At 56.8% G+C, this 24,122-nt stretch carries 20 protein-coding genes and 1 pseudogene; 13 read left to right on the top strand and 8 right to left on the bottom strand.

Annotated elements, in window-relative coordinates; genetic code table 11:
* The first annotated feature begins 125 nt into the window (after positions 1–125).
* Positions 126–1,772, top strand: coding sequence for a Na+/H+ antiporter (locus AC3EMD_RS25670; protein WP_012543172.1), 1,647 nt, complete (start codon positions 126–128; stop codon positions 1,770–1,772).
* Positions 1,773–1,934: 162 nt separating this feature from the next.
* On the opposite strand, the gene AC3EMD_RS25665 is transcribed toward AC3EMD_RS25670, so the two are convergent.
* On the bottom strand, positions 1,935–2,816 hold the full coding sequence (locus tag AC3EMD_RS25665) for a LysR family transcriptional regulator (protein WP_008807271.1): 882 nt from the start codon (positions 2,814–2,816) through the stop codon (positions 1,935–1,937).
* Positions 2,817–2,921: 105 nt separating this feature from the next.
* Between AC3EMD_RS25665 and AC3EMD_RS25660 the strand changes: the two genes are divergently transcribed.
* The 7 genes from AC3EMD_RS25660 to AC3EMD_RS25630 all read left to right on the top strand — a co-directional run bounded on the left by AC3EMD_RS25660 (position 2,922) and on the right by AC3EMD_RS25630 (position 10,070).
* Complete coding sequence (locus tag AC3EMD_RS25660) at positions 2,922–3,332, top strand: CidA/LrgA family protein (protein ID WP_224230294.1); 411 nt, start codon at positions 2,922–2,924, stop codon at positions 3,330–3,332.
* Entirely contained in the window at positions 3,325–4,014 is a 690-nt protein-coding gene (locus AC3EMD_RS25655; RefSeq protein WP_008807269.1) for an LrgB family protein, read from the top strand. The genes AC3EMD_RS25660 and AC3EMD_RS25655 overlap by 8 nt, the downstream gene beginning before the upstream one ends.
* A gap of 510 nt (positions 4,015–4,524) precedes the next feature.
* On the top strand, positions 4,525–5,082 hold the full coding sequence (locus AC3EMD_RS25650) for a fimbrial protein (RefSeq protein ID WP_074442684.1): 558 nt from the start codon (positions 4,525–4,527) through the stop codon (positions 5,080–5,082).
* Between the two features lie 60 nt (positions 5,083–5,142).
* Entirely contained in the window at positions 5,143–5,832 is a 690-nt protein-coding gene (locus tag AC3EMD_RS25645; protein WP_032691118.1) for a fimbrial assembly chaperone, read from the top strand.
* Entirely contained in the window at positions 5,786–8,365 is a 2,580-nt protein-coding gene (locus tag AC3EMD_RS25640) for a fimbria/pilus outer membrane usher protein (RefSeq protein ID WP_302073838.1), read from the top strand. The genes AC3EMD_RS25645 and AC3EMD_RS25640 overlap by 47 nt, the downstream gene beginning before the upstream one ends.
* A 36-nt stretch (positions 8,366–8,401) precedes the next feature.
* Positions 8,402–8,953, top strand: a complete 552-nt coding sequence (locus tag AC3EMD_RS25635) for a fimbrial protein (RefSeq protein WP_044613841.1) — start codon at positions 8,402–8,404, stop codon at positions 8,951–8,953.
* A gap of 19 nt (positions 8,954–8,972) precedes the next feature.
* Entirely contained in the window at positions 8,973–10,070 is a 1,098-nt protein-coding gene (locus tag AC3EMD_RS25630) for a type 1 fimbrial protein (RefSeq protein ID WP_023296901.1), read from the top strand.
* 54 nt (positions 10,071–10,124) lie between these two features.
* Here AC3EMD_RS25630 and actP read toward each other — a convergent pair whose 3' ends face one another.
* From actP to acs, 3 genes are all read right to left on the bottom strand, one after another.
* Positions 10,125–11,777, bottom strand: coding sequence for a cation/acetate symporter ActP (gene actP / locus AC3EMD_RS25625; RefSeq protein WP_024623073.1), 1,653 nt, complete (start codon positions 11,775–11,777; stop codon positions 10,125–10,127).
* On the bottom strand, positions 11,777–12,088 hold the full coding sequence (locus AC3EMD_RS25620; protein ID WP_004177812.1) for a DUF485 domain-containing protein: 312 nt from the start codon (positions 12,086–12,088) through the stop codon (positions 11,777–11,779). Before AC3EMD_RS25620 ends, actP begins: the two co-directional genes overlap by 1 nt.
* Positions 12,089–12,271: 183 nt before the next feature.
* Positions 12,272–14,230 carry an acetate--CoA ligase gene (acs, locus tag AC3EMD_RS25615; protein ID WP_012543163.1) on the bottom strand — a complete coding sequence of 653 codons (1,959 nt, stop codon included), beginning with the start codon at positions 14,228–14,230 and terminating at the stop codon, positions 12,272–12,274.
* 100 nt (positions 14,231–14,330) lie between these two features.
* Here acs and AC3EMD_RS25610 point away from each other — a divergent pair.
* Positions 14,331–14,531 (top strand): annotated as a pseudogene (locus AC3EMD_RS25610) (hypothetical protein).
* A 111-nt stretch (positions 14,532–14,642) separates the two neighbouring features.
* A complete protein-coding gene (gene gltP, locus AC3EMD_RS25605) occupies positions 14,643–15,956 on the top strand; it encodes a glutamate/aspartate:proton symporter GltP (protein WP_012543161.1) in 1,314 nt (437 codons plus the stop codon).
* Positions 15,957–15,990: 34 nt separating this feature from the next.
* Here gltP and AC3EMD_RS25600 read toward each other — a convergent pair whose 3' ends face one another.
* Complete coding sequence (locus AC3EMD_RS25600; RefSeq protein WP_117116688.1) at positions 15,991–16,677, bottom strand: tetratricopeptide repeat protein; 687 nt, start codon at positions 16,675–16,677, stop codon at positions 15,991–15,993.
* A gap of 353 nt (positions 16,678–17,030) precedes the next feature.
* Entirely contained in the window at positions 17,031–19,178 is a 2,148-nt protein-coding gene (gene fdhF, locus AC3EMD_RS25595) for a formate dehydrogenase subunit alpha (RefSeq protein ID WP_077598936.1), read from the bottom strand.
* Between the two features lie 272 nt (positions 19,179–19,450).
* Here fdhF and AC3EMD_RS25590 point away from each other — a divergent pair, with 272 nt between their 5' ends.
* From AC3EMD_RS25590 to AC3EMD_RS25580, 3 genes are all read left to right on the top strand, one after another.
* Positions 19,451–20,179 (top strand): response regulator transcription factor, encoded by a 729-nt coding sequence (locus AC3EMD_RS25590; RefSeq protein WP_008807258.1) that lies wholly within the window; start codon positions 19,451–19,453, stop codon positions 20,177–20,179.
* Between the two features lie 84 nt (positions 20,180–20,263).
* Positions 20,264–21,022, top strand: a complete 759-nt coding sequence (locus AC3EMD_RS25585) for a type IV toxin-antitoxin system AbiEi family antitoxin (protein WP_008807257.1) — start codon at positions 20,264–20,266, stop codon at positions 21,020–21,022.
* A gap of 5 nt (positions 21,023–21,027) precedes the next feature.
* Positions 21,028–21,945 carry a nucleotidyl transferase AbiEii/AbiGii toxin family protein gene (locus tag AC3EMD_RS25580; protein ID WP_022065798.1) on the top strand — a complete coding sequence of 306 codons (918 nt, stop codon included), beginning with the start codon at positions 21,028–21,030 and terminating at the stop codon, positions 21,943–21,945.
* A 124-nt stretch (positions 21,946–22,069) separates the two neighbouring features.
* Here the strand turns inward: AC3EMD_RS25580 and AC3EMD_RS25575 are convergent, their stop codons facing one another.
* Entirely contained in the window at positions 22,070–23,077 is a 1,008-nt protein-coding gene (locus AC3EMD_RS25575; protein ID WP_012969142.1) for a carbohydrate kinase family protein, read from the bottom strand.
* Positions 23,078–23,151: 74 nt separating this feature from the next.
* Positions 23,152–24,093, bottom strand: coding sequence for an ABC transporter substrate-binding protein (locus AC3EMD_RS25570; RefSeq protein ID WP_012543155.1), 942 nt, complete (start codon positions 24,091–24,093; stop codon positions 23,152–23,154).
* Positions 24,094–24,122 lie beyond the last annotated feature (29 nt).

The raw sequence follows: 24,122 nt of genomic DNA, 5'->3' as shown, positions 1-24,122 counted from the left end.
GGCTCAGGCCGCCCGTTTTATTTTTAAGCCACATCCTGTTTCCATTTGCGTTAATCTGGGTAGCGTATGATTCACAGGCACGACGCCTCACAGGTATAAAAGAAAACGCAGCAAACAGGGAACACATGGAAATATTCTTTACCATCCTCATCATGACCCTTGTGGTCTCACTGTCCGGGGTAGTGACGCGTGTACTGCCCTTTCAGGTTCCACTCCCACTGATGCAAATCGCCATTGGCGCGCTTCTGGCATGGCCGACCTTCGGTTTGCACGTTGAATTTGATCCAGAACTGTTTCTGGTCCTGTTTATCCCGCCGCTGCTGTTCGCCGACGGCTGGAAAACGCCGACCCGTGAGTTTATTGAACACGGGCGGGAGATCCTTGGTCTGGCGCTGGCGCTGGTCGTCGTGACGGTGGTCGGCATCGGCTTTCTGATCTACTGGATTGTGCCTGGCATTCCGCTGATCCCGGCGTTCGCGCTGGCGGCCGTACTCTCGCCGACCGATGCCGTGGCGCTCTCCGGCATCGTCGGGGAAGGGCGGATACCGAAAAAAATCATGGGCATTCTGCAGGGGGAGGCGTTAATGAACGACGCCTCTGGTCTGGTTTCGCTCAAGTTTGCCGTCGCGGTGGCGATGGGCACTATGGTCTTCACCGTTGGCGGCGCGACCGTAGAGTTTCTGAAGGTGGCGATCGGCGGCGTGCTGGCCGGGTTTGTGGTGAGCTGGTCGTATGGCCGCTCGATGCGCTTCCTCAGCCGCTGGGGTGGGGATGAACCCGCCACGCAGATTGTCCTGCTGTTCCTGCTGCCGTTTGCCTCCTATCTGATTGCCGAACATATCGGTGTCTCCGGCATCCTGGCGGCGGTGGCGGCGGGGATGACCATCACCCGTTCCGGCGTGATGCGTACCGCGCCGTTGGCCATGCGCCTGCGCGCCAACAGCACCTGGGCGATGCTGGAGTTTGTCTTCAACGGCATGGTCTTCCTGCTGTTGGGCCTGCAGCTGCCGGATATCCTCTCCAGCTCGCTGGTGGCGGCGGAAGCTGACCCCAACGTCGAGACCTGGATGCTGTTTACCGACATCATCCTGATCTATGCCGCGCTGATGCTGGTGCGTTTTGGCTGGCTGTGGTCGATGCGTAAGCTTAGTCAGCGCTTCCTGAAGAAGAAACCGATGGAGTTTGGCTCCTGGACCACCCGCGAGCTGCTGATCTCCTCTGTGGCCGGGGTGCGCGGGGCGATTACCCTCGCCGGTGTGCTCTCGATTCCGCTGCTGCTGCCGGACGGGAATGTTTTCCCGGCGCGCTATGAGCTGATTTTCCTCGCCGCCGGGGTGATCCTGTTCTCGCTGTTCGTCGGGGTGATAGCGCTGCCGATCCTGCTGCGCCACATTGAATCCAGTGACAACGTGCAGCAGCGGAAAGAGGAACGACTGGCGCGCGCAGCGACGGCAGACGTGGCGATTGTGGCGATCCAGAAGATGGAAGAGCGGCTGGCGGCGGATACCAAAGAGAATATCGATAACCAGCTGCTGACCGAAGTCAGTTCGCGGGTGATCGGTAACCTGCGCCGGCGCGTCGATGGTCGTAACGACGTGGAGACCTCTATGCTCGAAGAGAGCCTGGAGCGCCGCTTCCGCCTGGCGGCGCTGCGCTCTGAACGCGGAGAGCTGTATCATCTGCGCGCCACCCGGCAGATCAGTAACGAGACGCTGCAGAAGCTGCTGCACGATCTCGACCTGCTGGAAGCGCTGTTAATCGAAGATCAATAACCTGTAATCCGGATAGCGCGACGCTTATTCGGGCTACTGGCGAGACTGCAGCCAATGTGTCGCCCCGGTAAGCGTTAGCGCGACCGGGGGAAACCCGGGCAGCGGCGCAAGCGCCTGACCCGGGCTACCCATTCCTCTGTGAAATGCGTTGTCACCAGGGAATTATTCCAGCCAGAACGCTTTACTGCACGCCAGCCAGGCCTCAGCGCTGCGCGACATATACACGCCCTCCCGCCAAATCATCCCCAGCTCCCAGCGCAGCTCGCTTTGCAATGGGATCCAGCAAAAGTTCTGCGGGTCGAGACGCTGGCAAATCGGCTCGGGCAGGATCGCCACGCCAATGCCGGCCTGCACCATCGCGGCGAGAAAATCCCACTGGCCGCTGCGCACCGCGATACGCGGCTTTACGTCATGCTCGGTAAACAGGCGCATCAGCTGCTGGCTGAGGGCAAATTCTTCGTTGTAGATGACCAGCGGATACGCCGCCAGCTCGGCCGGCGAGAGCGAGGTCACGCCCTCCCACGGCGCGGTTCTTGGCGTCAGGACGCACAGCGGGTGGTTGAACAACGGCAGGGTGGTGAGGTGGCTACCCTCTTCGATGGGCAGGGCGGTCATCGCCATATCGAGCTCGCCGTTGCTGACCGCCTGCTGGACCGTCAGGCCGCCAAACTCGGCGATTTTCAGCTCGACGCCCGGGTAGCGCTCGCGGAAGCGGCTGATCGGCTCCGCCATCAGCATTCCGACCATCGGCGGAATGCCAAGCCGCAGCACCCCTTTATGCAGGTGGTTGATATCGCTCAGTTCTGACTCCAGCTGGCTGAACTCGCCAAGGATCGCCTGGCCGCGTTCAAAAACGACGCGCCCGGTATCGGTGAGCAGCAATTTACGGCCATCGCGGATCAACAGCGTGCAGTTCAGTTCATCTTCGAGATTTTTGAGCATCTTGCTGATGGTAGGCTGTGTGACGAACAGCTTTTCCGCCGCGCGAGTAAAACTCTGCTGACGAACCACTTCAACGAAATAGCGCAGCGTTCGGATATCCATAATTATTCCCTGAGACTATACCTGCGATGATTTTAATTCATTTCTGTCCGCTTCGGCGGCTCTCTATACTGCACGCCTGACTTCTTTTTTTCAGGAATATCGCTCATGGCCTTCGCGCCAGCTCGCGTTGCCCCCGCCGTGGCGCAGCGTCTTCAAATCCCGCTGCAGGTGCTTCTTTATGTCGGGTTATTTATTTTTGCGCAATATCTGGTGAACAGGTGGCAGGTACCCCTGCCGGCTAACCTGGTCGGTATGGTGATGCTCCTGCTGCTGATCGTCTGCCGGGTGATCCCCTTGAACTGGGTTCGCGCCGGCGCCCGCTGGTTGCTGGCGGAGATGCTGCTGTTTTTCGTCCCGGCGGTGGTCGCGGTGGTCAATTATACCCAACTGCTGATGGTTGATGGCTGGCGGATTTTCCTGGTGATTGCCTTAAGCACGCTGATGGTGCTCGGCGCGACGGCCTGGGTCGTCGACAGGGTCTACCGTTACGAAGTGAGCCGGCTAAAAAATGAGTGATGTCATGCTGAGCGTCCTGTGTCTGGTGGCGACGCTGGGTCTCTATTACGCCAATAAAAGACTGTATCGCCGTTTTCATAAACTGCCGCTGATGCCGCTGGTGTTCACGCCGATCCTGCTGGTGCTGATCCTGGTGCTGGGCCATATCTCTTATCAGAGCTATATGGGAGAGACCCACTGGCTGCTGTGGCTGCTGGGCCCCGCCACCATCGCCTTTGCCGTCCCGGTCTATGAAAATGTCGCGGTGATCAAACGCCACTGGATGTCGCTCAGCGCCGGGGTGGTAACGGCGGTGGTGGTGGCGGTGACCAGCTCCGTATGGCTGGCGCGCGGATTGATGTTGTCTGATGAAATCCAGCGCAGCCTGGCGGTGCGCTCGGTGACCACGCCCTTTGCGCTGGCGGCGGCGAAACCGCTCGGTGGTCAGCCCGATCTGGTGGCGCTGTTTGTGGTGATCACCGGCGTCTTTGGCATGGCGGTGGGGGATATGCTGTTTTTACGCCTGGCTATCCGGGAAGGGATGGCGAAAGGAGCCGGGTTCGGCGCGGCTTCCCATGGTGCCGGGACGGCGCGCTCCTATGAGCTGGGCCAGCAGGAGGGCGTGGTGGCCAGCCTGGTGATGATGCTGTCTGGCGTAGTGGTGGTGCTGGCGGCGCCGTTAGTGCGCTGGCTGCTGTTTTAGCGTTCTCGTGTAACCGGTTGTTATGAAATATTGAGGGGCGGAATAGTTGTGAACTATTTTCGCCCCTTTTTGTTTATGCCGGTTATTGGTCATCAGAAAAGATTAAGGCAATTCTTATTACCATCCTCTCTTTGTAACTAAATATTTCATAATCAATAGTGATCTAATTATATTGCGAATGATGTATAGGCTTTTTATTATCTCTAAGAATTTTATAAGTTTGTATCGCTATGATTTCAAAGGAACTTCATCTTATTTTTCTCATTTTTTAAGGCGATTTGTTTAAAAATCAATTTTTACATTAATAATTGAGATTTTACCCTCTGTTCGTTATTCTTTTTACGCGGGCTTGTATTATTGAATGGATTCAAATGCTGGTCGTTTATTTATGTATAATATTAATTATCATAAATCATATGTCACGTAAATGTGTATGTGACGCCGCGCGGATGCAAATTCATTCTCTAATATATCTGCATAAAACAATTGACGGACTGATTGTCGTTTATAATGGATATGGGAATAAATATGAAGATGAGTAAAAAAATTCTGGCGGGTGCCCTGATTTTCTCTGCCTGCAGCGTGCTGTCTACCGTTGCTCAGGCCGATAACACCATTACTTTTAATGGAGTTGTTTCCGATACGACCTGTACGGCGACCATTGACGGCGGCGTAACGGCTATTGATATGGGCACCACCTCAGTGGCGGATCTGAAAGCGTATACCTTCGGCGCTGCCAAGAACTTCTCCTTTAGCTTAGCCGATTGCCCGACCGCGGAAGACGGTGGCAACAGCATCGCTCGCGTCACTTTTGGCGGTGTTTCCGATACCGCGAACAGCGATTATTTTAAAAACCAGGCGACTGATGAGCCGGCAACCGGTGTTGCTGTGGCCCTTTTCGACGAAGCGGGTAAGGTGATGAAGAATAATGAAGAGGGTTCGGATGTCGATATTTCTTCCGGTGCCGCAACCATTCCATTCACCGTTAAAATGGTGAAGTCGGGTGATACCGATCCGACGAAAGGTACCGTTCAGACAACTGTGACTTATAACGTGACTTATTATTAATTCGGCGTTTTGTTGAATGGAGAAAGGGGAATCGTCTGCTATTCCCCTTTAATTAAACGTATGAGATATCCTTTTTTTGTGGTCGGTTTTTTGCTGTCTTCCTCTATTGCGCAAGCCAGCGTGGTCGTGGGCGGCACGCGTCTGGTGTTTGATGGTGCGAAAAACAACGCCGTCATCACGGTTGAGAATAAAGATCAGAGCAGCAATATCGTCCAGTCCTGGCTCTCGGTGGTGGATGCCGCGTCGCCAGCCAAAGACGCGTTTATTATTACGCCGCCGCTGTTCCGTCTCAAAGCCGGAGAGAAAGGATTCGTGCGCGTTGTCCGCTCAGGAAAAAAATTACCCGACGATCGCGAGTCGATGTTTTGGCTCAATATCAAAGGGATCCCGGCAACGGAATATGTCCCGGATAAAAATGTGGTGCAGTTTGCCATCAACTCGAAAATAAAATTGATTTATCGACCTGCCGCGTTAAAAGGCAATACACCGGAATCGTATGCCGAAAAATTACAGTGGGGAAAAGCGGGGGACTCGGTGACGGTAAAAAATAACTCACCGCTGTATATGAATTTTTCCCAGGTTAGCCTTAACGGGAAAAATATTTCTGGCGCATGGTTTGCTGCCCCATTTTCTACTTTAAAAATACCCGTGCAGAGTACCTTGTCCGCGACAGGGAAAAAAGAGATCACATGGAGCGTGATTAATGATTATGGTATGTCAGGGAAGAAATATACCGCTATCATTCAGTAGCGTTGAGCTACTGTTTTCAACCAAAAGTATCTGCGTCGCTATTGTTTTGTGCCTGAGTACCTTGTCTTCTCGCGCTGAGGCCGGTGAATATTTCAACCCGAATTTACTCGAAGTCGCCGAGGATCCTGCGGCTTCGGTGGATCTGTCCTATTTTTCGCAAGATGGCGTACCGCCGGGCACCTATCATCTGGATGTTTACATCAATGATAAATACGTCAGTTCAGAATCGCTGACCTTTCAGGAAACTGGCCATGACGCAGGCGCGACCGCTTCTCCCTGTCTTTCCGCGGAGTATCTGAATTCGTGGTTGATTAATACCACCGCCTATCCCCAGCTGTTCGCGGCAGGGGAAACCTGCGCCCGGCTGTCGGCGATCCCCGGGATGACATTTTCGGTGTCTCTTGCCCAACAGCGAATCGATTTTACCGTTCCGCAGGCCGCGATGCTGAATCGCCCAAGAGACTATATACCGGAGAGCCAGTGGCAGCAGGGGATCAACGCCGGTCTTCTCAACTATAGTGTCACCGGGCAGCGCAATGCGCCGCGGCATAATGGCGCGACCGTAGACAGCCAGTTTGTTAGCTTGCAGCCTGGGGTGAATCTGGGGCCATGGCGTCTGCGCAACTACAGCACCTATAGCCACAGCGACAACAGCAGCCGCTGGGAGTCGGTTTACTCGTACCTTGCCCGCGATATTCATACCCTGCGCAGTCAGCTGGTGGTCGGTAATACCTATACCTCTTCCGGCATCTTCGACAGTGTGAGCTTTACCGGTCTGCAGCTCAGTTCGGACAAAGAGATGCTGCCGGATAGCCTGCATGGTTTTGCGCCGACGATTCGAGGGATCGCGCGCACCACCGCGGAGGTCTCGGTTTATCAGAATGGTTACAGCATTTATAAAACCACCGTCGCTCCCGGCGCCTTTGAGATTAACGATCTGTATGCCACCGGCAGCGCCGGCGATCTGTACGTCACCGTTAAAGAGTCTGACGGCAGCGAGCAAAACTTTGTGGTGCCTTTTGCCTCGCTGGCGGTCCTGCAGCGCGAGGGCCAGCTGGACTATGCGCTGAGCAGCGGCAGGACGCGCTCAGGCAGCTCCGACGATAAAGAATACAACTTTATTCAGTCTTCCCTGGCCTATGGCGCCACCAGTAACTTTACTCTCTATACCGGCTTTCAGCAGGCGGAAGATAAATACACCAACCTGCTGTTAGGCGCTGGCTTTAACCTTGGCACCATCGGCGCGCTGTCGTTTGACGGCTCTCAGTCGTGGGCCGACGTGAAAACCAGCGATACGGCCTCGTCAACCCGCAAAGAACAGGGGCAATCGTATCGCGTCCGCTTCAGCAAAAGCTTTCTGCAGACGGGCACCAGCTTTTCCGTGGCCGGCTATCGCTACTCCACCGCGGGATACTATTCGTTTCAGGATTTTGTCGATAACGCCTCCACGCAGCGCGACTGCTGTACGCAGAGCGGCAGAACGAAAGGCCGGTTTGACGCTTCGCTGTCGCAGACGCTGTTCGGCTATGGTTCGCTCTCGCTTTCGCTGGTCAATGAAACCTATTGGGACAGCTCGCGCATGGAGTCGGTAGGCGTGGGCTATAGCGGGTCGATTGGCAGGGCCTCCTACTTTATTAACTATTCCTATAACCGCAATGTGCAAAGCACCGATGACAGCGGCAATAACCGGCCGGCCAGCGATACCATCGTCTCCCTGACGCTAAGCATCCCGCTTGGCGAGACGCTCTCGGCGAATTACACCTTGAACCATGGTCGGTATAACGACACCACGCACAGCGTGGGGCTCAATGGCTCGGCGTTCGAGGATCGCTCTCTCAACTGGAGCCTCCAGGAGGGTTACAACACCCAGGATAAGAGCACCTCCGGCAACCTCAGCGTCAATTATCAGGGAGCAAAAGGCGATGTCGCCGGCGGCTATGGCTACGACCACTACAGCAATCACTACAATTATTCGCTGCGCGGCGGCATGGTTGCTCACGCGGGCGGGCTCACGCTGTCGCGCTTTCTGGGTGAGAGTGCTGCACTGATCGAAACGCCCGGCGTCAGCGATGTGCGGGTGCAGGGCCAGACCAACGTGACGACGGATGCCGCCGGGTATGCCGTCGTACCGTATGTTCGCCCTTACCATCGCAACAGCCTGGCGCTGGATGAACAGCAGATGGCTGGCGCCGAGGTGGATAACGTCGCCAGAACGGTGGTCCCAACGCGCAATGCAATCGTCAAAGTGCAGTATGACACCCGAATTGGCTATAAGGCGATGCTCACCCTGCGTACTCGCAACGGTGTGGTGCCTTTCGGCGCGCTGGTGACCCTTGATAATGATCGCGCCAGCGCGGCGCGCAGCAATATTGTCGGCGATGAGGGGCAGGTGTATCTCACGGGGCTGCAGAAAAAAGGCCAGCTGTTAGCGCGCTGGGGGGAGAAAAGCAGTGAGCAGTGCACCGTTCATTACGACTTCTCCAGCATGGCTCTTGGCGACGATATTCTGTTCTATCAGGCCGAATGCCGGTAATGGATGCAGGTTTTCAACATGGAAGAAGGGGCTGATATGAATATGCGAGACGGCAGCACAAGGGGCATCCTGGTGGCCAGCCTTTTGCTGCTCTCCCTTCCGGCGCTGGCTTATGAAGGCAGCAGCACGGTCAATTTTAACGTCACGGGCACCATCGAAGCGCCTTCCTGCGAGGTGGCCGTGGAACCGTCGAACAGTATCGATTTAGGCACCGTCTCCTCGCAGACGTTCTCCGGAAATGCCGGGTCGAGCGGCGCCAGCGTGCCGGTTAAGCTGGTCTTTTCCAGTTGTTCCGCCGATGCGTCGGCGGTAACCATCGCATTTAGCGGAGCAAAATTCGATAACACTTACACCTCGGTTTATAAAAACTTCCGCACAGGCAGCGACGGGGCCAGCGGCGTCGGTATGCAACTTCTCACTCTTGCCGATCAGCAGCCCCTCGGGCCTGGCGACCAGTATCTTTATACCTTTGGTGACCGTGCCGACGTCCATATCTTCAATATGGTAGCACGCATGTTTTCGCCCTATGGCCAGGTAAGGCCGGGGATTGTCGGCTTTACCGCCACGTTCGATGTGGCTTACAAATAACGTTTCGACAGGGATGGGTATGAAAAAACTGATCTTCTTGTTCATGCTGGTACTGTGTCCCCTCTATAGCTGGGCGGCCTGCACGGGAACCAACTATGGCGATGTCTCGATGACTAACTTGCCGGAAAAGATTCTGGTCAACGCCGGGAGCTACACCGCGGGCACCGTGCTGTATGACTCGGGGAAAATTACCCGCGCGCAAACGGAGCTGATTAACTGCGAGGGAAGCACCTACGCGGTGTTTGCCTGGTCCTCGAACAATGCCGGGGCGCTGATAGGGGATAATATCTATGCCACCTCGGTGCAGGGGATTGGCCTCCGCGTCAAGGTGTGGCTCAATATCAGCGGTGAATATGACGGTGATACCGATGATTTCAGCCCCGACTCGCAGGTGCATTATATCGGCGATGTGAATTACTATCTCGGTAAGCCCACCGGCCTGTTTGATTATTATGCCTCGACCCATTACACCCCGGCATATCAGCTGCAGCTGGTGGCCACCGGCGGCGCTATCGCCAGCAACAGTCAATTATCGTTCAGCGATCCGGTGGCTACGGTTTCGGCGAAGGATAGTAAGGCGACGCTCTCCATTTCCCGGCTGCACATCAGCGGCACCACCAGCATCCAGATGATCCCGATGGGGTGTATTGTCGGTAGCAATAATCTCAGTTTTGCCATGGGCAGCATCAATGCCAGCGAGTTCAACACCGCGACGAAGGTGGGGAACGCGCGGCAGTCCCTGACCCTTGCCTGCGAGCCGGGAACCAACGTTTCGATGCGTGTGGCGGCGGCGCAAGCGAGTGGGGATAACCCTGGCAACACGGTGATAGCCTTAACGGCAGAGGAGAATGTTGCCACCGGGGTGGGAGTTCAGTTGAATATGGATGGCGAAGCGCTGCCGTTAAATACCGATATCAGCCTCTATACTTCGAGCCGCACGACGGTGACCAACAGCGGCGCGGACGCCAGCTATAGCTATTTCACCAACCCCGACAGCCCAGGCGGGGCCGCGGCCATGCAGACGCTTGCCTTATCCACTAACTATTACAAGACGGGGAGCGCGGTGACCGCGGGTTCGGCAAACGCCACCGGGGTGATCACCTTAACCTATAACTAAGAGGTCGGGGATGAGCCCCTTCTCCGGACGGCGCCGGGGAAGGGGAGAGAACGATTAATGCGCCTGGCCGCGTTCGATACCGATCCCGGTTTGTGAACGGATAAACTGGGCGCGGAACTGCTCGCGCTCGCGCATCCCTTCCGGTGAGTTATCGGTGGCGGAGAAGACCCAGATACCGATGAACGCGATGGCGATGGAGAACAGCGCCGGATATTCATACGGGAACAGCGCTTTCTCATGGCCGAGGATCTGCACCCAAATGGTCGGGCCGAGGATCATCAGAATGACCGCAGTCAGCAGGCCCAGCCAGCCGCCGACCATCGCGCCGCGGGTGGTCAGCTTCGACCAGTACATCGACAGCAGAATAATCGGGAAGTTACAGCTGGCGGCAATGGAGAAGGCCAGGCCGACCATGAAAGCGATGTTCTGATTTTCAAACAGAATACCCAGCAGAATGGCCACCACCCCGAGGATCAGCACGGTGATCTTGGAGACCTTCAGCTCCTGACGCTCGGTCGCGCCCTTGCGGAAGACGTTGGCGTACAGGTCGTGCGACACCGCTGAGGCGCCGGCGAGCGTCAGGCCAGCCACCACCGCCAGGATAGTGGCGAAAGCGACCGCGGAGATAAAGCCGAGGAACAGATTGCCCCCCACCGCATCCGCCAGATGCACCGCCGCCATGTTATTGCCGCCGATAAGCTGTCCGGCCGCGTCTTTAAACGCCGGGTTCGCGCCCACCAGCATGATGGCGCCGAAGCCGATAATAAAGGTCAGGATATAGAAATAGCCCATAAAACCGGTGGCGTAGAAGACGCTTTTACGCGCTTCTTTGGCATCACTCACGGTAAAGAAGCGCATCAGAATATGCGGCAGGCCGGCGGTACCGAACATCAGACCCAGACCCAGAGAGAGCGCTGATATCGGATCTTTCACCAGTCCGCCGGGGCTCATAATCGCCGCCCCTTTCGGATGGACGGCCATCGCCTCGGTAAACAGGTTATTGAAGCTGAAGCCGACGTGCTTCATGACCATAAAGGCCATAAAGCTGGCGCCGCACAGCAGCAGAACCGCTTTAATAATCTGCACCCAGGTGGTTGCCAGCATGCCGCCGAACAGGACATAGAGCACCATCAGCACGCCAACCAGCACCACGGCGACATGGTAATTGAGGCCGAACAGCAGCTGGATCAGCTTGCCGGCGCCCACCATCTGCGCGATCAGATACAGCGCCACCACCACCAGCGATCCGCAGGCGGAGAGGGTGCGGATCGGCCCCTGCTTCAGGCGGTATGAAGCGACGTCAGCAAAGGTATAGCGGCCAAGGTTGCGCAGTCGTTCGGCAATCAGAAACAGGATAATCGGCCAGCCGACGAGAAAGCCCAGCGAGTAGATCAGGCCGTCGTAGCCTGAGGTATACACCAGCGCGGAAATACCGAGGAACGACGCTGCCGACATAAAGTCGCCGGCAATCGCCAGCCCGTTCTGGAAGCCAGTAATATTGCCGCCGGCGGTATAATAATCGCTGCGCGAACGTACCCGTTTTGAGGCCCAGTAGGTGATGTAAAGCGTCAGGGCGACGAAAATCAGGAACATGACAATCGCCTGCCAGTTGGTCGGCTGGCGCTGTACCGCGCCGGTAATGGCGTCTGCCGCGTGAGCGCCGAGGGGCAGCAGCGTGGCGGCGAGCGCCGTCAGGACTCTCTTGATCATGCTTTTACCTCGTTGAGAACGCTCTTGGTCAAACGGTCGAATTCACCATTGGCCCGCCAGACATAAATACCGGTCAGGATAAACGAAATGACGATCACGCCAATGCCGAGCGGGATCCCGCGGGTGACGCTGGTACCGGCGTGCAGCGGAGTGCCGAGCCAGCCGGGCGCGAAGGCGATAAGCAAAATAAAGCCCACGTAGATCACTAACATAATCACTGACAGAATGGCGGCAAACCGTTGCCGTGATGCAACTAACTCCCTGAAATGCGCACTATTTTCTATCCGCTGACAAAGTTGTTCATTCATCTTAGCGTCTCCAGAGGTCTCCCTTTCGTCATCCACTCAGCGGACGCTGGCGACAGCAACCCCTCCGGCGATGGCGCCGGGATACGGTTTGCTGACGGCGTTCCTGCGAGTGGAATCCTGGGGGAGGGACTTATTTTTATCCTCTCCCCGGCGGGGGAGAGGGTGTAGGGAATCGGTCCTTGCTTACGATGGCATCGTTATGGCCTGCTTCTCTTCGAGCAGTTTTTCCACGACGCCAGGATCGGCGAGCGTCGAGGTATCGCCGAGGTTGCTGGTGTCGCCCGCGGCAATCTTACGCAGAATGCGACGCATGATTTTGCCCGAGCGGGTTTTCGGTAGCGAATCGGTCCAGTGCAGCACATCCGGCGTCGCCAGCGGGCCGATCTCTTTGCGCACCCAGTTACGCACTTCGGCATACAGCTCCGGCGTTGGTTCTTCGCCGTGATTGAGCGTCACGTAGGCGTAGATGGCCTGGCCTTTGATGTTGTGCGGGATCCCCACCACCGCCGCTTCAGCGATTTTCGGGTGCGACACCAGCGCGGATTCAATTTCCGCGGTACCCAGACGGTGGCCGGAGACGTTCAGCACGTCATCCACGCGGCCAGTGATCCAGTAGTAACCATCTTCATCGCGACGCGCGCCATCGCCGCTAAAGTACATATTTTTGAAGGTGGAGAAGTAGGTTTGCTCAAAGCGCTCATGGTCACCGAACAGGGTACGCGCCTGGCCGGGCCAGGAGTCGGCGATGGCAAGATTGCCCTCGGTGGCGCCATCCAGCGGCAGGCCTTCGTTATCCACCAGCACCGGCTGGACGCCGAAGAACGGACGCGTCGCGGAGCCGGCCTTCAGCTCGATTGCGCCCGGCAGCGGGGTGATCATAAAGCCGCCGGTTTCGGTCTGCCACCAGGTGTCCATCACCGGGCACTTCTCGTTACCGATCTTCTTCCAGTACCACTCCCAGGCTTCCGGGTTAATCGGTTCGCCGACCGAGCCGAGAATGCGCAGCGAGGAACGGTCTGTGCCTTCGATCGCTTTGTCGCCTTCCGCCATCAGGGCGCGGATAGCCGTCGGGGCGGTATAGAGAATGCTGACCTTATGCTTATCGACGACCTGGCACATACGCGCCGGGGTTGGCCAGTTCGGTACCCCTTCGAACATCAGGGTGGTGGCGCCGCAGGCCAGCGGACCATACAGCAGATAGCTGTGGCCGGTGACCCAGCCCACATCGGCGGTGCACCAGTAAATATCGCCCGGATGGTAGTCGAAAACGTATTTAAAGGTGGTGGCCGCGTAGACCAGATAGCCGCCGGTGGTGTGCAGCACCCCTTTCGGTTTGCCGGTGGAGCCGGAGGTATAGAGGATGAACAGCGGATCTTCGGCGTTCATCTCGACGGGCCGGTGCTCGGCGCTGGCGTTCGCCATCAGGTCGCTCCACCACAGGTCGCGGCCTTCCTGCCAGTCGATTTTGCCGCCGGTACGTTTCAGGACCACGACATGCTCAATACTGTTGACGTTCGGGTTTTTCAGCGCGTCATCAACATTTTTCTTCAGCGGGATGGCGCGACCAGCGCGCAGCCCTTCGTCAGCGGTGATCACCAGGCGCGAGCTGGAGTCGATAATGCGTCCGGCCACCGCCTCCGGCGAGAAGCCGCCGAAAATCACTGAGTGGATGGCGCCGATGCGGGCGCAGGCCAGCATCGCCACCGCGGCTTCCGGCACCATCGGCATATAAATGGCGACCACATCGCCTTTTTTAATCCCAAGGTCGAGCAGCGCATTGGCGAAGCGGCACACGTCTGCATGCAGTTCACGGTAGGTGATGTGCTTGCTCTGGCTGGCGTCGTCGCCTTCCCAGATGATGGCGGTTTGATCGCCGCGCTCGGCGAGATGGCGGTCGAGGCAGTTGGCGGCGAGGTTCAGGGTGCCATCTTCATACCATTTGATGGAAATATTACCCGGCGCGAAAGAGGTGTTCTTCACGCGGGTATAGGGGCGTATCCAGTCAAGGATCTTGCCCTGCTCGCCCCAAAATGTATCAGGGTCGGTTATGGATTGTTGGTACTGCGCCTTGTACTGTTCCGGGTTAATCAGGCAACGTTCCGCGATATTAGCGGGAATAGGGTGTTTGTGTATTTGGCTCATGGCTTTTTTTCTCCTTTGAACTTGTTAAATATATGTCAAACAAACGTTAAGAGTAGGGGTTTTGACAGCTTTGTTTGTTAATTGGGGGGCAGATCACGCAATGATTCAACTGAGTGAAATTTCATCAAATGAAACTTTGAAGTGAAATAATTACGTAAATGAATTTATAGAAACGGAAGGTGTGAAATATTTTTTATTACAAATACTTATGCATTGTAACTGGGGGAAATTCGTGACTTTATGCAGAAAACCAGAAGAAAGCCCTATTCTTAAAGGCTTGCGCAGCATGCCGTGCAAATGATACTGATATTGCGCGTTAAATAACCCCACAAAGCAACGCAACACAATTCATACCCCCTGCAGTGGGTACCATGACGAAAAGGAATGGTGCCTTTCATTGAGGAAGTCAGTAGTGAAGAAAACGAAAAAAGTCAGTCTGGCCTGGCAAATCTTGCTAGCCCTGGTGCTGGGTATCCTTCTGGGCAGTTATCTGCATTACCACGCCGAAAGTCGCGATTGGTTGATTAGCAATTTGCTGACGCCGGCGGGCGATATCTTTATCCATCTGATTAAAATGATCGTGGTCCCGATTGTCATTTCGACCCTGGTGGTCGGGATTGCCGGCGTGGGCGATGCCAAGCAGTTAGGCCGGATCGGCGCCAAAACCATTATCTATTTCGAAGTGATCACCACGGTGGCGATCGTGCTGGGTATCACCCTGGCCAACGTCTTCCAGCCGGGGACCGGCATTGATATGTCACAGCTGGCGGCGGTTGATATTTCGAAATATCAGAGCACGACTGCCGAGGTGCAAAGCCATGCGCATGGCCTGATGGGCACTATCCTGTCGCTGGTCCCGACCAACATCGTGGCGTCGATGGCGAAAGGCGATATGCTGCCGATTATCTTCTTCTCGGTGCTGTTTGGTTTGGGGCTCTCCTCGCTGCCGGCGACCCACCGTGAGCCGTTGGTGACGGTTTTCCGCTCCATCTCCGAAACCATGTTTAAAGTCACCCACATGGTGATGCGCTATGCGCCGATCGGGGTGTTCGCCCTGATTTCGGTGACCGTCGCCACCTTTGGTTTCGCCTCGCTGTGGCCGCTGGCCAAGCTGGTACTGCTGGTTTACTTCGCGATCCTGTTCTTCGCGCTGGTGGTGCTGGGGATTGTCGCGCGTCTGTGTGGTCTGAGCATCTGGATCCTGATCCGTATCCTGAAAGATGAGCTGATTCTGGCCTACTCCACCGCCAGCTCGGAGAGCGTGCTGCCGCGCATTATCGAGAAGATGGAAGCCTATGGCGCGCCGGCGTCGATCACCAGCTTTGTGGTGCCGACCGGTTATTCCTTTAACCTCGATGGCTCAACGCTGTATCAGAGCATCGCGGCGATCTTTATCGCCCAGCTGTACGGTATCGACCTCTCTATCTGGCAGGAGATCACCCTGGTGCTGACTCTGATGGTTACCTCGAAAGGGATCGCTGGCGTGCCGGGCGTCTCCTTCGTGGTGCTGCTGGCAACCCTGGGTAGCGTCGGGATCCCGCTGGAAGGCCTCGCCTTTATCGCCGGCGTCGACCGTATCCTCGACATGGCGCGTACCGCGCTGAACGTGGTGGGGAATGCGCTGGCGGTGCTGGTTATCGCCAAGTGGGAGCATAAGTTCGACCGCAAAAAAGCGCTGGCGTATGAACGCGAAGTGCTGGGCAAGTTTGATAAAACCGCCCAATAAAACACAAAGCCCGGCGCGAACGCCGGGCTTTTTCTTATCCTTTACTGATCCGGTCAAACTCTTCGCAGCCGGTATCAAACCCCTCCAGGCAGCTGACGTTAAGCCAGTGCAGCGCCTTCTGCTTATTCGGTTCGATAAAGCCTTTCTCTCCCTGCTGGAACATCATCCCGGCCCAGTATTCGGCATAGCCGGTCCGTGAGAGCGCCGAGCTGCCTTTGAAGTATTCGCTCGCTTTCACATCATCTTCCGGGCCGTGCACGCCGCTGGCGTAGATCAGCCCCAGCAGCATCTGAGCGTCCACCGCTGCATCGCTTTCGCTATCCCGGGCGGCATCCTGCAGCAGCGTGATGGCGTGCGCCACATCGGTGGGGCCAGCCTGACGGTTCACCAGCACCCGCGCCAGAACGATCTCCCCGGATTTACTGCCGACCTTGACGGCTTTTTCCGCCAGCTGGCGGGCCTGCGGATAGTCCGCCAGCTGAGGGTTGCGAATTTTGAGCTGCGCCAGCAGCGCCAGTGCATCGCCATCGCCCTGGGCGGCGGCCTTCTGCGCCCAGTATTCGGCTTTCTCATAATCGCCGGAGCTGACCCAGGTATCGGCAAGGTAATATTGCGCGCGTCGATCGCCGGCTTCCGCCTGCTGTTGATACTGGCTGCCCGGTTCGGTGGCGACCGCTGCGCCGCTGGTGAAAACCAGTAGAAATAAAAAGAGGTATTTCATTTGTATTTATTATCAGCAAGGAACATAGCGCGCAGTATAAAGGGAGGCGAAAAAGAAGAAAATGGCGGGAATTAGCGGGGTAAATACCCGGAGAAGGCGCAACGCGGCGCCTCCGGAGAAAATCCCCGGTGGCGCTAACGCTTACCGGGGCTACAGCGTTGTGCGATTTGGTAGCCCGGAGAAGGCGCAATGCGCCGCCTCCGGGGAAAATCCCCGGTATCGCTACCGCTTACCGGAGCTACAGCGTTGTGCGATTTGGTAGCCCGGAGAAGGCGCAATGCGCCGCCTCCGGGGAAAATCCCCGGTATCGCTACCGCTTACCGGGGCTACTCAATGGTACAAAGGTTCGAACCTTAACCCATTGCGCTTTCGCGCAGGCGGGCTTTCAGCTTGTTGTACTCGTCGATCACGTACTGTTCCGCCGCGCGCTGATCGGCAATCCGCTCAACGTTGACCGCGCAGTACTTGTACTCCGGCGTTTTGGTTATCGGACTCAGGTTCTCTGAGACCAGCTCGTTACAGGCACCGATCCACCACTGGTAGGTCATATACACCGCGCCTTTGTTCGGCCGGTCGCTGACCTGCGCGCGGGTGATGATCCGACCCTTACGCGAATTCACCCACACCAGCGCTTCATCTTCGATGCCTAACCGTTCGGCGTCGGCGGTGTTGATTTGCGCATAGCCAGGTTCATCCGCCAGTGCCGCCAGCGCCGCGCAGTTACCGGTCATTGAACGACACGAGTAGTGGCCGACTTCGCGCACCGTCGACAGCACCATTGGGTACTCGTCGGTGAGCTTATCGATCGGCGCGACCCAGTCGCAGGTGAAGAACTGCGCCAGCCCGTTCGGGGTATCGAACTTCTCTTTAAACAGATACGACGTCCCCTGGTCGGCGTCGGACTCATCGCGGCATGGCCACATGACGTAGCCGAGTTCGCCCATTTTCTCATAGGTGGCGCCGTAGAAGTCCGGGCACAGATGCCGCAACTCATCCCAGATCTCCTGGGTATTGTTGTAGTGCATCGGATAGCCCATCCGGGTGGCGATTTCGCTGATGATCTGCCAGTCGGTTTTCAGGTCCCACTTCGGCTCCACGGCTTTAAAGAAGCGCTGGAAGCCGCGGTCCGCTGCGGTATACACGCCTTCGTGCTCGCCCCACGATGTGGACGGCAGGATGACGTCGGCCGCGGAGGCGGTTTTGGTCATGAAAATGTCCTGGACGATAACCAGTTCCAGATCGTCGAACGCTTTGCGGACCGCCGAGAGTTCGGCATCGGTCTGCAGCGGATCCTCACCCATGATGTACGCTGCCCGCACTTCACCGTGCGCCGCGCGATGCGGCAGCTCGCTGATGCGATAGCCGGTATGTTCCGGCAGGCTGTCGACGCCCCAGGCTTTGGCGAACTTCTCGCGGTTCTCCGGGAATTTGACGTACTGGTAGCCCGGATAGGTATCCGGCAGCGCGCCCATATCGCAGGCCCCCTGGACGTTGTTCTGGCCGCGTACCGGGTTGACGCCGACGCTCGGCTTGCCGAGGTTGCCGGTGAGGATCGCCAGGCTGGTCAGCGACCGGACCGTCTCCACGCCCTGATAGAACTGGGTGACACCCATGCCCCACAGGATGGCGGCGGATTTGGCGCTGGCGTACATCCGGGCGCAGGCGCGGATCTCCTGGGCGCTAACCCCGGTGATCGCTTCCACCGACTCCGGCGTATAGCCTTCAACGATTTTGCGATACTCCTCGAAGCCCTCGGAACGGCTGGCGACGAAGGATTTATCGTACAGATCCTCTTCAATAATCACGTGGCCAATGGCGTTGAGCAGCGCGATATTCGAGCCGTTCTTCAGCGCAATGTGCATGTCGGCGATGCGCGCGGTTTCAATTTTGCGCGGGTCGCAGACGATGATTTTCGCCCCGTTGCGTTTGGCGTTAATGACGTGATTCGCCACGATAGGGTGGGAATCCGCCGGGTTATAACCGAAGATAAACACCAGATCGGTGTTATCAATCTCCGTGATGGCATTACTCATGGCGCCGTTACCGACCGACTGGTGCAGACCTGCAACCGAAGGGCCGTGTCAGACGCGAGCGCAGCAGTCGACGTTATTGGTACCAATAACGGCGCGCGCGAATTTTTGCATCACATAGTTGGTTTCATTACCGGTGCCGCGGGAGGAGCCGGTGGTTTGGATCGCATCCGGGCCATATTTGGCTTTAATGGCGCTGAGGCGAGTGGCGACGTAATCCAGCGCCTCATCCCAGGAGACAGCTTCCAGCTTGCCGCCGCGTTCACGACGGATCATGGGGGTTTTCAGGCGCGGCGTCAGGATCTGGGTATCGTTAATAAAGTCCCAGCCATAATAGCCCTTCAGGCACAGGGTTCCCTGGTTGGTTTTCCCCTGCGCCGCTTCAGCCCGAACGATTTTGCCGTTATCGACCACCAGGTTGATTTTGCAACCTGATGCGCAATACGGGCAAACCGTGACGACTTTTTTCATCGGTCTTGCTCCAGTTATTCAATGGGCGCGTTTGCGCTATCGCGCCGTCACTATGCATCTTCTATGCCATATTTTCATTGTGGATATTCCTTGATGATACGCGGCTTTTTTGGGCGAAATGCTGACGAAAAACAGCCTGTCGACAGATTTGACGTGTCGATACGCCGGAGATGTGACGGCGCTTGAAAAAATGTCACCGGGAGAGGAATTTGTCGGCGCAGGCTTGCAGAATCGATCAGACTGACACTAATTCCCCGCGGGCAGAGGCAAAGATGAAACCAGTCATTTTGGTGGTGGATGACGACATAGCGATGGGCGAACTGCTCAGCGATGTGCTTGGCGCGCACGCGTTTGAAGTATTGGTCTGCCAGACCGGCGGCGACGCGCTGGCGAGGGTGGCGCAGCGGGCAGACATCGCGCTGGTTTTGCTGGATATGATCCTGCCGGATACCCATGGTCTGCAGGTGCTTCAGCAGCTGCAGCGCACGCGGCCTGAGCTGCCGGTGGTGATGCTGTCTGGTCTGGGCAGTGAGTCTGATGTAGTGGTGGGCCTGGAGATGGGCGCCGATGATTACATCGCCAAACCTTTCAGCTCGCGGGTGGTGGTCGCCCGGGTGAAAGCGGTACTGCGACGCAGCGGGGCGCTGGCCGGCGAGACGTCGGGCGTCGGCAGCGGCCTGACGTTTAACGGCTGGCGGCTGGATACCACGCGCTGCGAACTGTATAACCCGCAGCAGCAGGCGATCCCGCTGACCCAGGGAGAATATGGCCTGCTGCTGGCGCTGGCGCAGAACGCGCGCCGGGTATTGAATCGCGAACAGCTGCTGGCGCTGACTCATAATGAAAGCACTGAGGTGTTCGACCGGACTATCGACGTGCTGATCATGCGCCTGCGCCGCAAAATCGAGTTAAACCCGCATCAGCCGACGTTGATTAAAACCCTACGCGGTCTGGGCTATGTCTTTTCCGCCGATGTGACCCACAGCGATAAGGCGGCGTAGGGCGAGGTGCTGCCAACCTGCTCTTGACTTTATTTAGCGCGGCGAGTTTACTTTTTTTATTAAAGTGACACCTTGGGTTAATCTATGCCATCAAAATTAAACTGGCTGCTGCAAAACAGTGCTCCCGGAGATGTGATCCTTCAGTCCTGGTTAAGCCGGCATGCCATCTCTCCCTCTCTGGCCTTTAAATACACGCAAAGTGGCTGGTTAAAAAAACGAGGCAACGGCGTATACGCGCGTGCGGGACGTGAGCCGGAGTGGAACGATGCATTAGCATGTTTGCAAAATCAGCTAGCCGCTCCGGTGTATGTCGCGGGGCTCAGTAGCTTAGTCTGGCAGGGTCGTTCACACTATCTACAGCTCAAACAAAACCAGTGCTGGTTGAGTATGGAAAATAAAGCGCTGCTGCCAAAATGGTTCAGGGAATTCCCGGGTGTGGAGTGGATAGTCATATCGGGGCAAAAACTGCCGGTGCTGGATGATAAATACCGCGTAACGCTTGATGTAAAAGGGAAAAGACTCACCGGCAGTGCGCCGGAACTGGCTGCTTACGAGTTGTTGAGCGCGGTACCGGGGACCCTCTCATTTAACCACGCGGCAGAGCTTTTCCAGGGACTAGTTAATCTTAATCCTCGTAAAGTAGAGTATCTGCTTTCTGTCAGCCAGTCCGTGCAGACCAAGCGTTTGTATCTCTTTTTCGCCAGTTTTTACGAGCATGGTTGGCTCAGACGAATCGATAGCCAAAAAATCGATCTGGGTGCGGGTAAGCGGCAAATCGTGGTAAATGGCAAGTTCAATGCTCAATATCAAATCACTGTGCCTGAACGCTTTCAAAAGGAATAAAAAATATGGATATACAGGCGCCCTATTATCGGCAGGTTGCTCTGTTAATGCAGGTTTTACCCTATGTTGCCGTCGAACGGGAATTTGCGCTGAAAGGTGGCACGGCAATCAATCTCTTTATCCGTGATTTCCCACGATTATCGGTGGATATCGACCTCGCCTGGGTGCCCCTGGAAAGCAGAACGATCGCTTTACCTCATATACGGGATGCGCTTGCACGTATTGCCGCTAATCTGCAACAACAGGCAGGTATGAACGCTGTATTACAAGCTAATCGTTCCGATGAGATGCGTGTCGTTGTTACTACCGATAGCGCACAAATAAAGATAGAGGTCTCACCGGTCGCACGGGGAACATTATATCCACCACAGGAGCGAGAGGTGGTGGGGGCGGTAGAGGACGTTTTTGGCTATGCCAGCCTTCCGGTGGTTTCGTTGCCCGATCTCTACGGTGGAAAATTATGCGCGGCGCTGGATCGCCAGCATCCCAGAGATTTTTATGATGTGAAATTACTTCTTGATGCGCAGGAGCTTAACCGTCCCATTTTCAATGGGTTTATCGCGTATTTACTTAGCCATAATCGGCCTCTGGCTGAAGTGCTTAGTCCTCGCTGGAAAGATATTGCTGAACCCTTTTACCGTGAATTCAGCGGGATGACATTTGAGACGATAGCCCTGGAGGAACTGACAGCAGTCCCCTACAGGATGATTGATGCGTTAAAATCCTGTTTCACGCAACAGGATATCGATTTTTTGCTGTCATTTAAACGAGGCGAACCAGACTGGCGGTTAGCGCCGGAAACACGTATTCAGGATTTGCCTGCCGTGCAGTGGAAATTGCGCAATATTCATCAGATGCCAGCGATAAAACGCGCTGAGTCGTTAGATAAACTGGAAAAGGTGTTGGCCGAGTGGCGCAGTTAGTCATCTGGCCCGCCCTTGTTGAACTCAGCGTAAAACAGGCGTGATTTGAATAAACCGTATCCCTTTTCTCGCCATGATACGTCGTTCTCCTGTGGCATCGCCCTGATAGCGGGATCTACCCAGTCTAACCATTCTGCAACTGAATAAACGCCTGCAGCTCAGGGAGCGTTTTGGCGCCGTCGATCGCATTCGCGGCCTGCAGGCTGGCGCGGGCGCAGGCGTGGGCCAGCTGCAGACTGTCGGTTAACGGCCAGCGTTCGTGGCTGCCGTACAGCAGGCCGGCGCAGAAGGCGTCCCCGGCTCCGACGCTGCCGATAATCTCCTCCGGCGGCAGCCGCCATGACGGTACCCAGCGCCCGGCTTCCGTGCGGGATACGCCCCATGCGCCCTCCGGACAATGGATCACCACCCGCTGGCGCACGCCGGCGTCAAGTAATGCGCTGGCGGCGCGGGCGATATTGGCGACGTGCGGCTCACCGTTGGGCAGGCGGATTTCCAGCCCGCTAAACTCGCTGGCCTCCAGCTCATTGATGGTCAGGTAGTCGAGATGCGCCAGCGCCGGCAGGACCCGCGGGCGGTAGTGCGGATCGCCTTTGCGCGACACCAGGTCGAGGGACACTTCATAGCCTCGATCGCGCATCTGCGCCAGCAGTCGCGCGCTGCGGGTGCCGAACGCCTCGTCGGGGAGATCGAGGCTTTCGAGCAGCAGCAGATAGCCGAGATGAAAAATCTTCAGCGGCGTATCCAGCGGCTCAAAGGCCGGGAGGTCAAGCAGTCGGTTGGCGCCGGGAGAGTGAAAGAAGGTGCGCTGACCGTCGGCGTCGGTCATCACCTGGGTCATCGAGGTGGGGGCGGAGCTGGTGCGCTGCACGAGCTGGCGATTGATATGGTACTGATCGAGCATGGCGGTAATGTAGTCGCCGTCGTTATCCTCGCCAATCAGGCCAACCGCCTGCAGCGGCAGTCCGGCATGCATTTTAGCCAGGGTCAGCAGGACATTCAGCGGGGCGCCGCCGGTGGCGCGTTCGCTATGGACAATTTCCACCAGCCAGCCGCGCTCCGGCCACTGCCTGATCTGATGGACATGATCGACCAGCATGTTGCCTGCGGCAATAATCCCTTTACGTTCCATGATCGCTACTCCGCGCCGTCATACTCGTTAAGCGTAGCGCACAATCGGCGGAACGATTGTGCGCCGGGTTGCGCTTATTTCACGGTCCAGCCTTTGTAAGAGCTGACGTTGTTTTTGTCGATCATCGTCACCGGGATTAGCACTGGCGCGGTCGGCGCCGGTTTGCCCTGCAGGATGTCGTAGCCAATCTCCACCGCCTTGGCCGCCATGACCTGCGGATCCTGCGCCGGCGTCGCGACGAACAGGGAGTTCTTACGCTTCAGCGCCTCTTCGCCGTCCGGGCTGCCGTCGACGCCCACGATGAAGAACTCGCTACGCTGCGCCTGTTTCGCCGCCAGATCGGCGCCAATCGCCGTCGGATCGTTGATCGCGAACACGCCGTCAATCTTCGGATTGGCCGCCAGCAGGGAGGTCATCACCTCCAGGCCGCCTTCCCGGCTGCCTTTAGCGTTCTGGTTGGAGGAGAGGATTTTTATATCCGGGTGTTTTTTGAACTCCGTTTCGCAGCCTTCGACGCGGTTTTGTACCGCAGATACCGGCGGCCCGTTGATGATCACCACGCTGCCTTTGTTGTTCAGGCGGTCGCTAATGTATTTACAGGCCAGCTCGCCCGCCTGAGTGTTATCGGAGGTAATGGTGGCGTCGGCGCCTTCGGCGGCGACGTCAACCGCCACCACCACGATCCCGGCCTCTTTGGCCCGCTTCACTGCCGGGCCAATGCCCTTCGAATCGGCGGCGTTGAGGATGATCATATCGACTTTGGCGGCGATAAAGTTATCGATCTGCGCCACCTGCTGGCCCAAATCGTAGCCGCTGGAGACCAGCGTCACTTTGACATTATCTCCCGCCAGCTTGCGGGCCTCCAGCTCCGCCCCTTTGGTGATCTGCACAAAGAACGGGTTGGCAAGGTCGCCCACCGTCACGCCAATCGCTTTCAGTTCTTTGGCCGACGCAAAGGGGGAGGCGGCCAGCAGCGCGCCAGCACACAGCGCGGTCACTATCGGTTTTAAACGCATTCGCTTTTCCTCGCAGGTAAGATGGTGTT

This window comes from Klebsiella sp. PK18, from assembly GCF_057784655.1.
This window is presented reverse-complemented; position numbering and strand designations above follow the sequence as displayed.

Excerpts from the sequence above, each read along its gene's own strand:
- AC3EMD_RS25660 (WP_224230294.1), top strand. The coding sequence starts at position 2,922 with ATGGCCTTCGCGCCAGCTCGCGTTGCCCCCGCCGTGGCGCAGCGTCTT.
- AC3EMD_RS25655 (WP_008807269.1), top strand. The coding sequence starts at position 3,325 with ATGAGTGATGTCATGCTGAGCGTCCTGTGTCTGGTGGCGACGCTGGGT.
- AC3EMD_RS25630 (WP_023296901.1), top strand. The coding sequence starts at position 8,973 with ATGAAAAAACTGATCTTCTTGTTCATGCTGGTACTGTGTCCCCTCTAT.
- AC3EMD_RS25600 (WP_117116688.1), bottom strand. The coding sequence starts at position 16,677 with ATGAAATACCTCTTTTTATTTCTACTGGTTTTCACCAGCGGCGCAGCG.
- AC3EMD_RS25665 (WP_008807271.1), bottom strand. The coding sequence starts at position 2,816 with ATGGATATCCGAACGCTGCGCTATTTCGTTGAAGTGGTTCGTCAGCAG.
- AC3EMD_RS25620 (WP_004177812.1), bottom strand. The coding sequence starts at position 12,088 with ATGAATGAACAACTTTGTCAGCGGATAGAAAATAGTGCGCATTTCAGG.
- AC3EMD_RS25650 (WP_074442684.1), top strand. The coding sequence starts at position 4,525 with ATGGATATGGGAATAAATATGAAGATGAGTAAAAAAATTCTGGCGGGT.
- AC3EMD_RS25590 (WP_008807258.1), top strand. The coding sequence starts at position 19,451 with ATGAAACCAGTCATTTTGGTGGTGGATGACGACATAGCGATGGGCGAA.
- AC3EMD_RS25575 (WP_012969142.1), bottom strand. The coding sequence starts at position 23,077 with ATGGAACGTAAAGGGATTATTGCCGCAGGCAACATGCTGGTCGATCAT.
- AC3EMD_RS25645 (WP_032691118.1), top strand. The coding sequence starts at position 5,143 with ATGAGATATCCTTTTTTTGTGGTCGGTTTTTTGCTGTCTTCCTCTATT.
- AC3EMD_RS25585 (WP_008807257.1), top strand. The coding sequence starts at position 20,264 with ATGCCATCAAAATTAAACTGGCTGCTGCAAAACAGTGCTCCCGGAGAT.
- AC3EMD_RS25570 (WP_012543155.1), bottom strand. The coding sequence starts at position 24,093 with ATGCGTTTAAAACCGATAGTGACCGCGCTGTGTGCTGGCGCGCTGCTG.
- acs (WP_012543163.1), bottom strand. The coding sequence starts at position 14,230 with ATGAGCCAAATACACAAACACCCTATTCCCGCTAATATCGCGGAACGT.
- AC3EMD_RS25670 (WP_012543172.1), top strand. The coding sequence starts at position 126 with ATGGAAATATTCTTTACCATCCTCATCATGACCCTTGTGGTCTCACTG.
- AC3EMD_RS25635 (WP_044613841.1), top strand. The coding sequence starts at position 8,402 with ATGAATATGCGAGACGGCAGCACAAGGGGCATCCTGGTGGCCAGCCTT.
- AC3EMD_RS25580 (WP_022065798.1), top strand. The coding sequence starts at position 21,028 with ATGGATATACAGGCGCCCTATTATCGGCAGGTTGCTCTGTTAATGCAG.
- AC3EMD_RS25640 (WP_302073838.1), top strand. The coding sequence starts at position 5,786 with ATGATTATGGTATGTCAGGGAAGAAATATACCGCTATCATTCAGTAGC.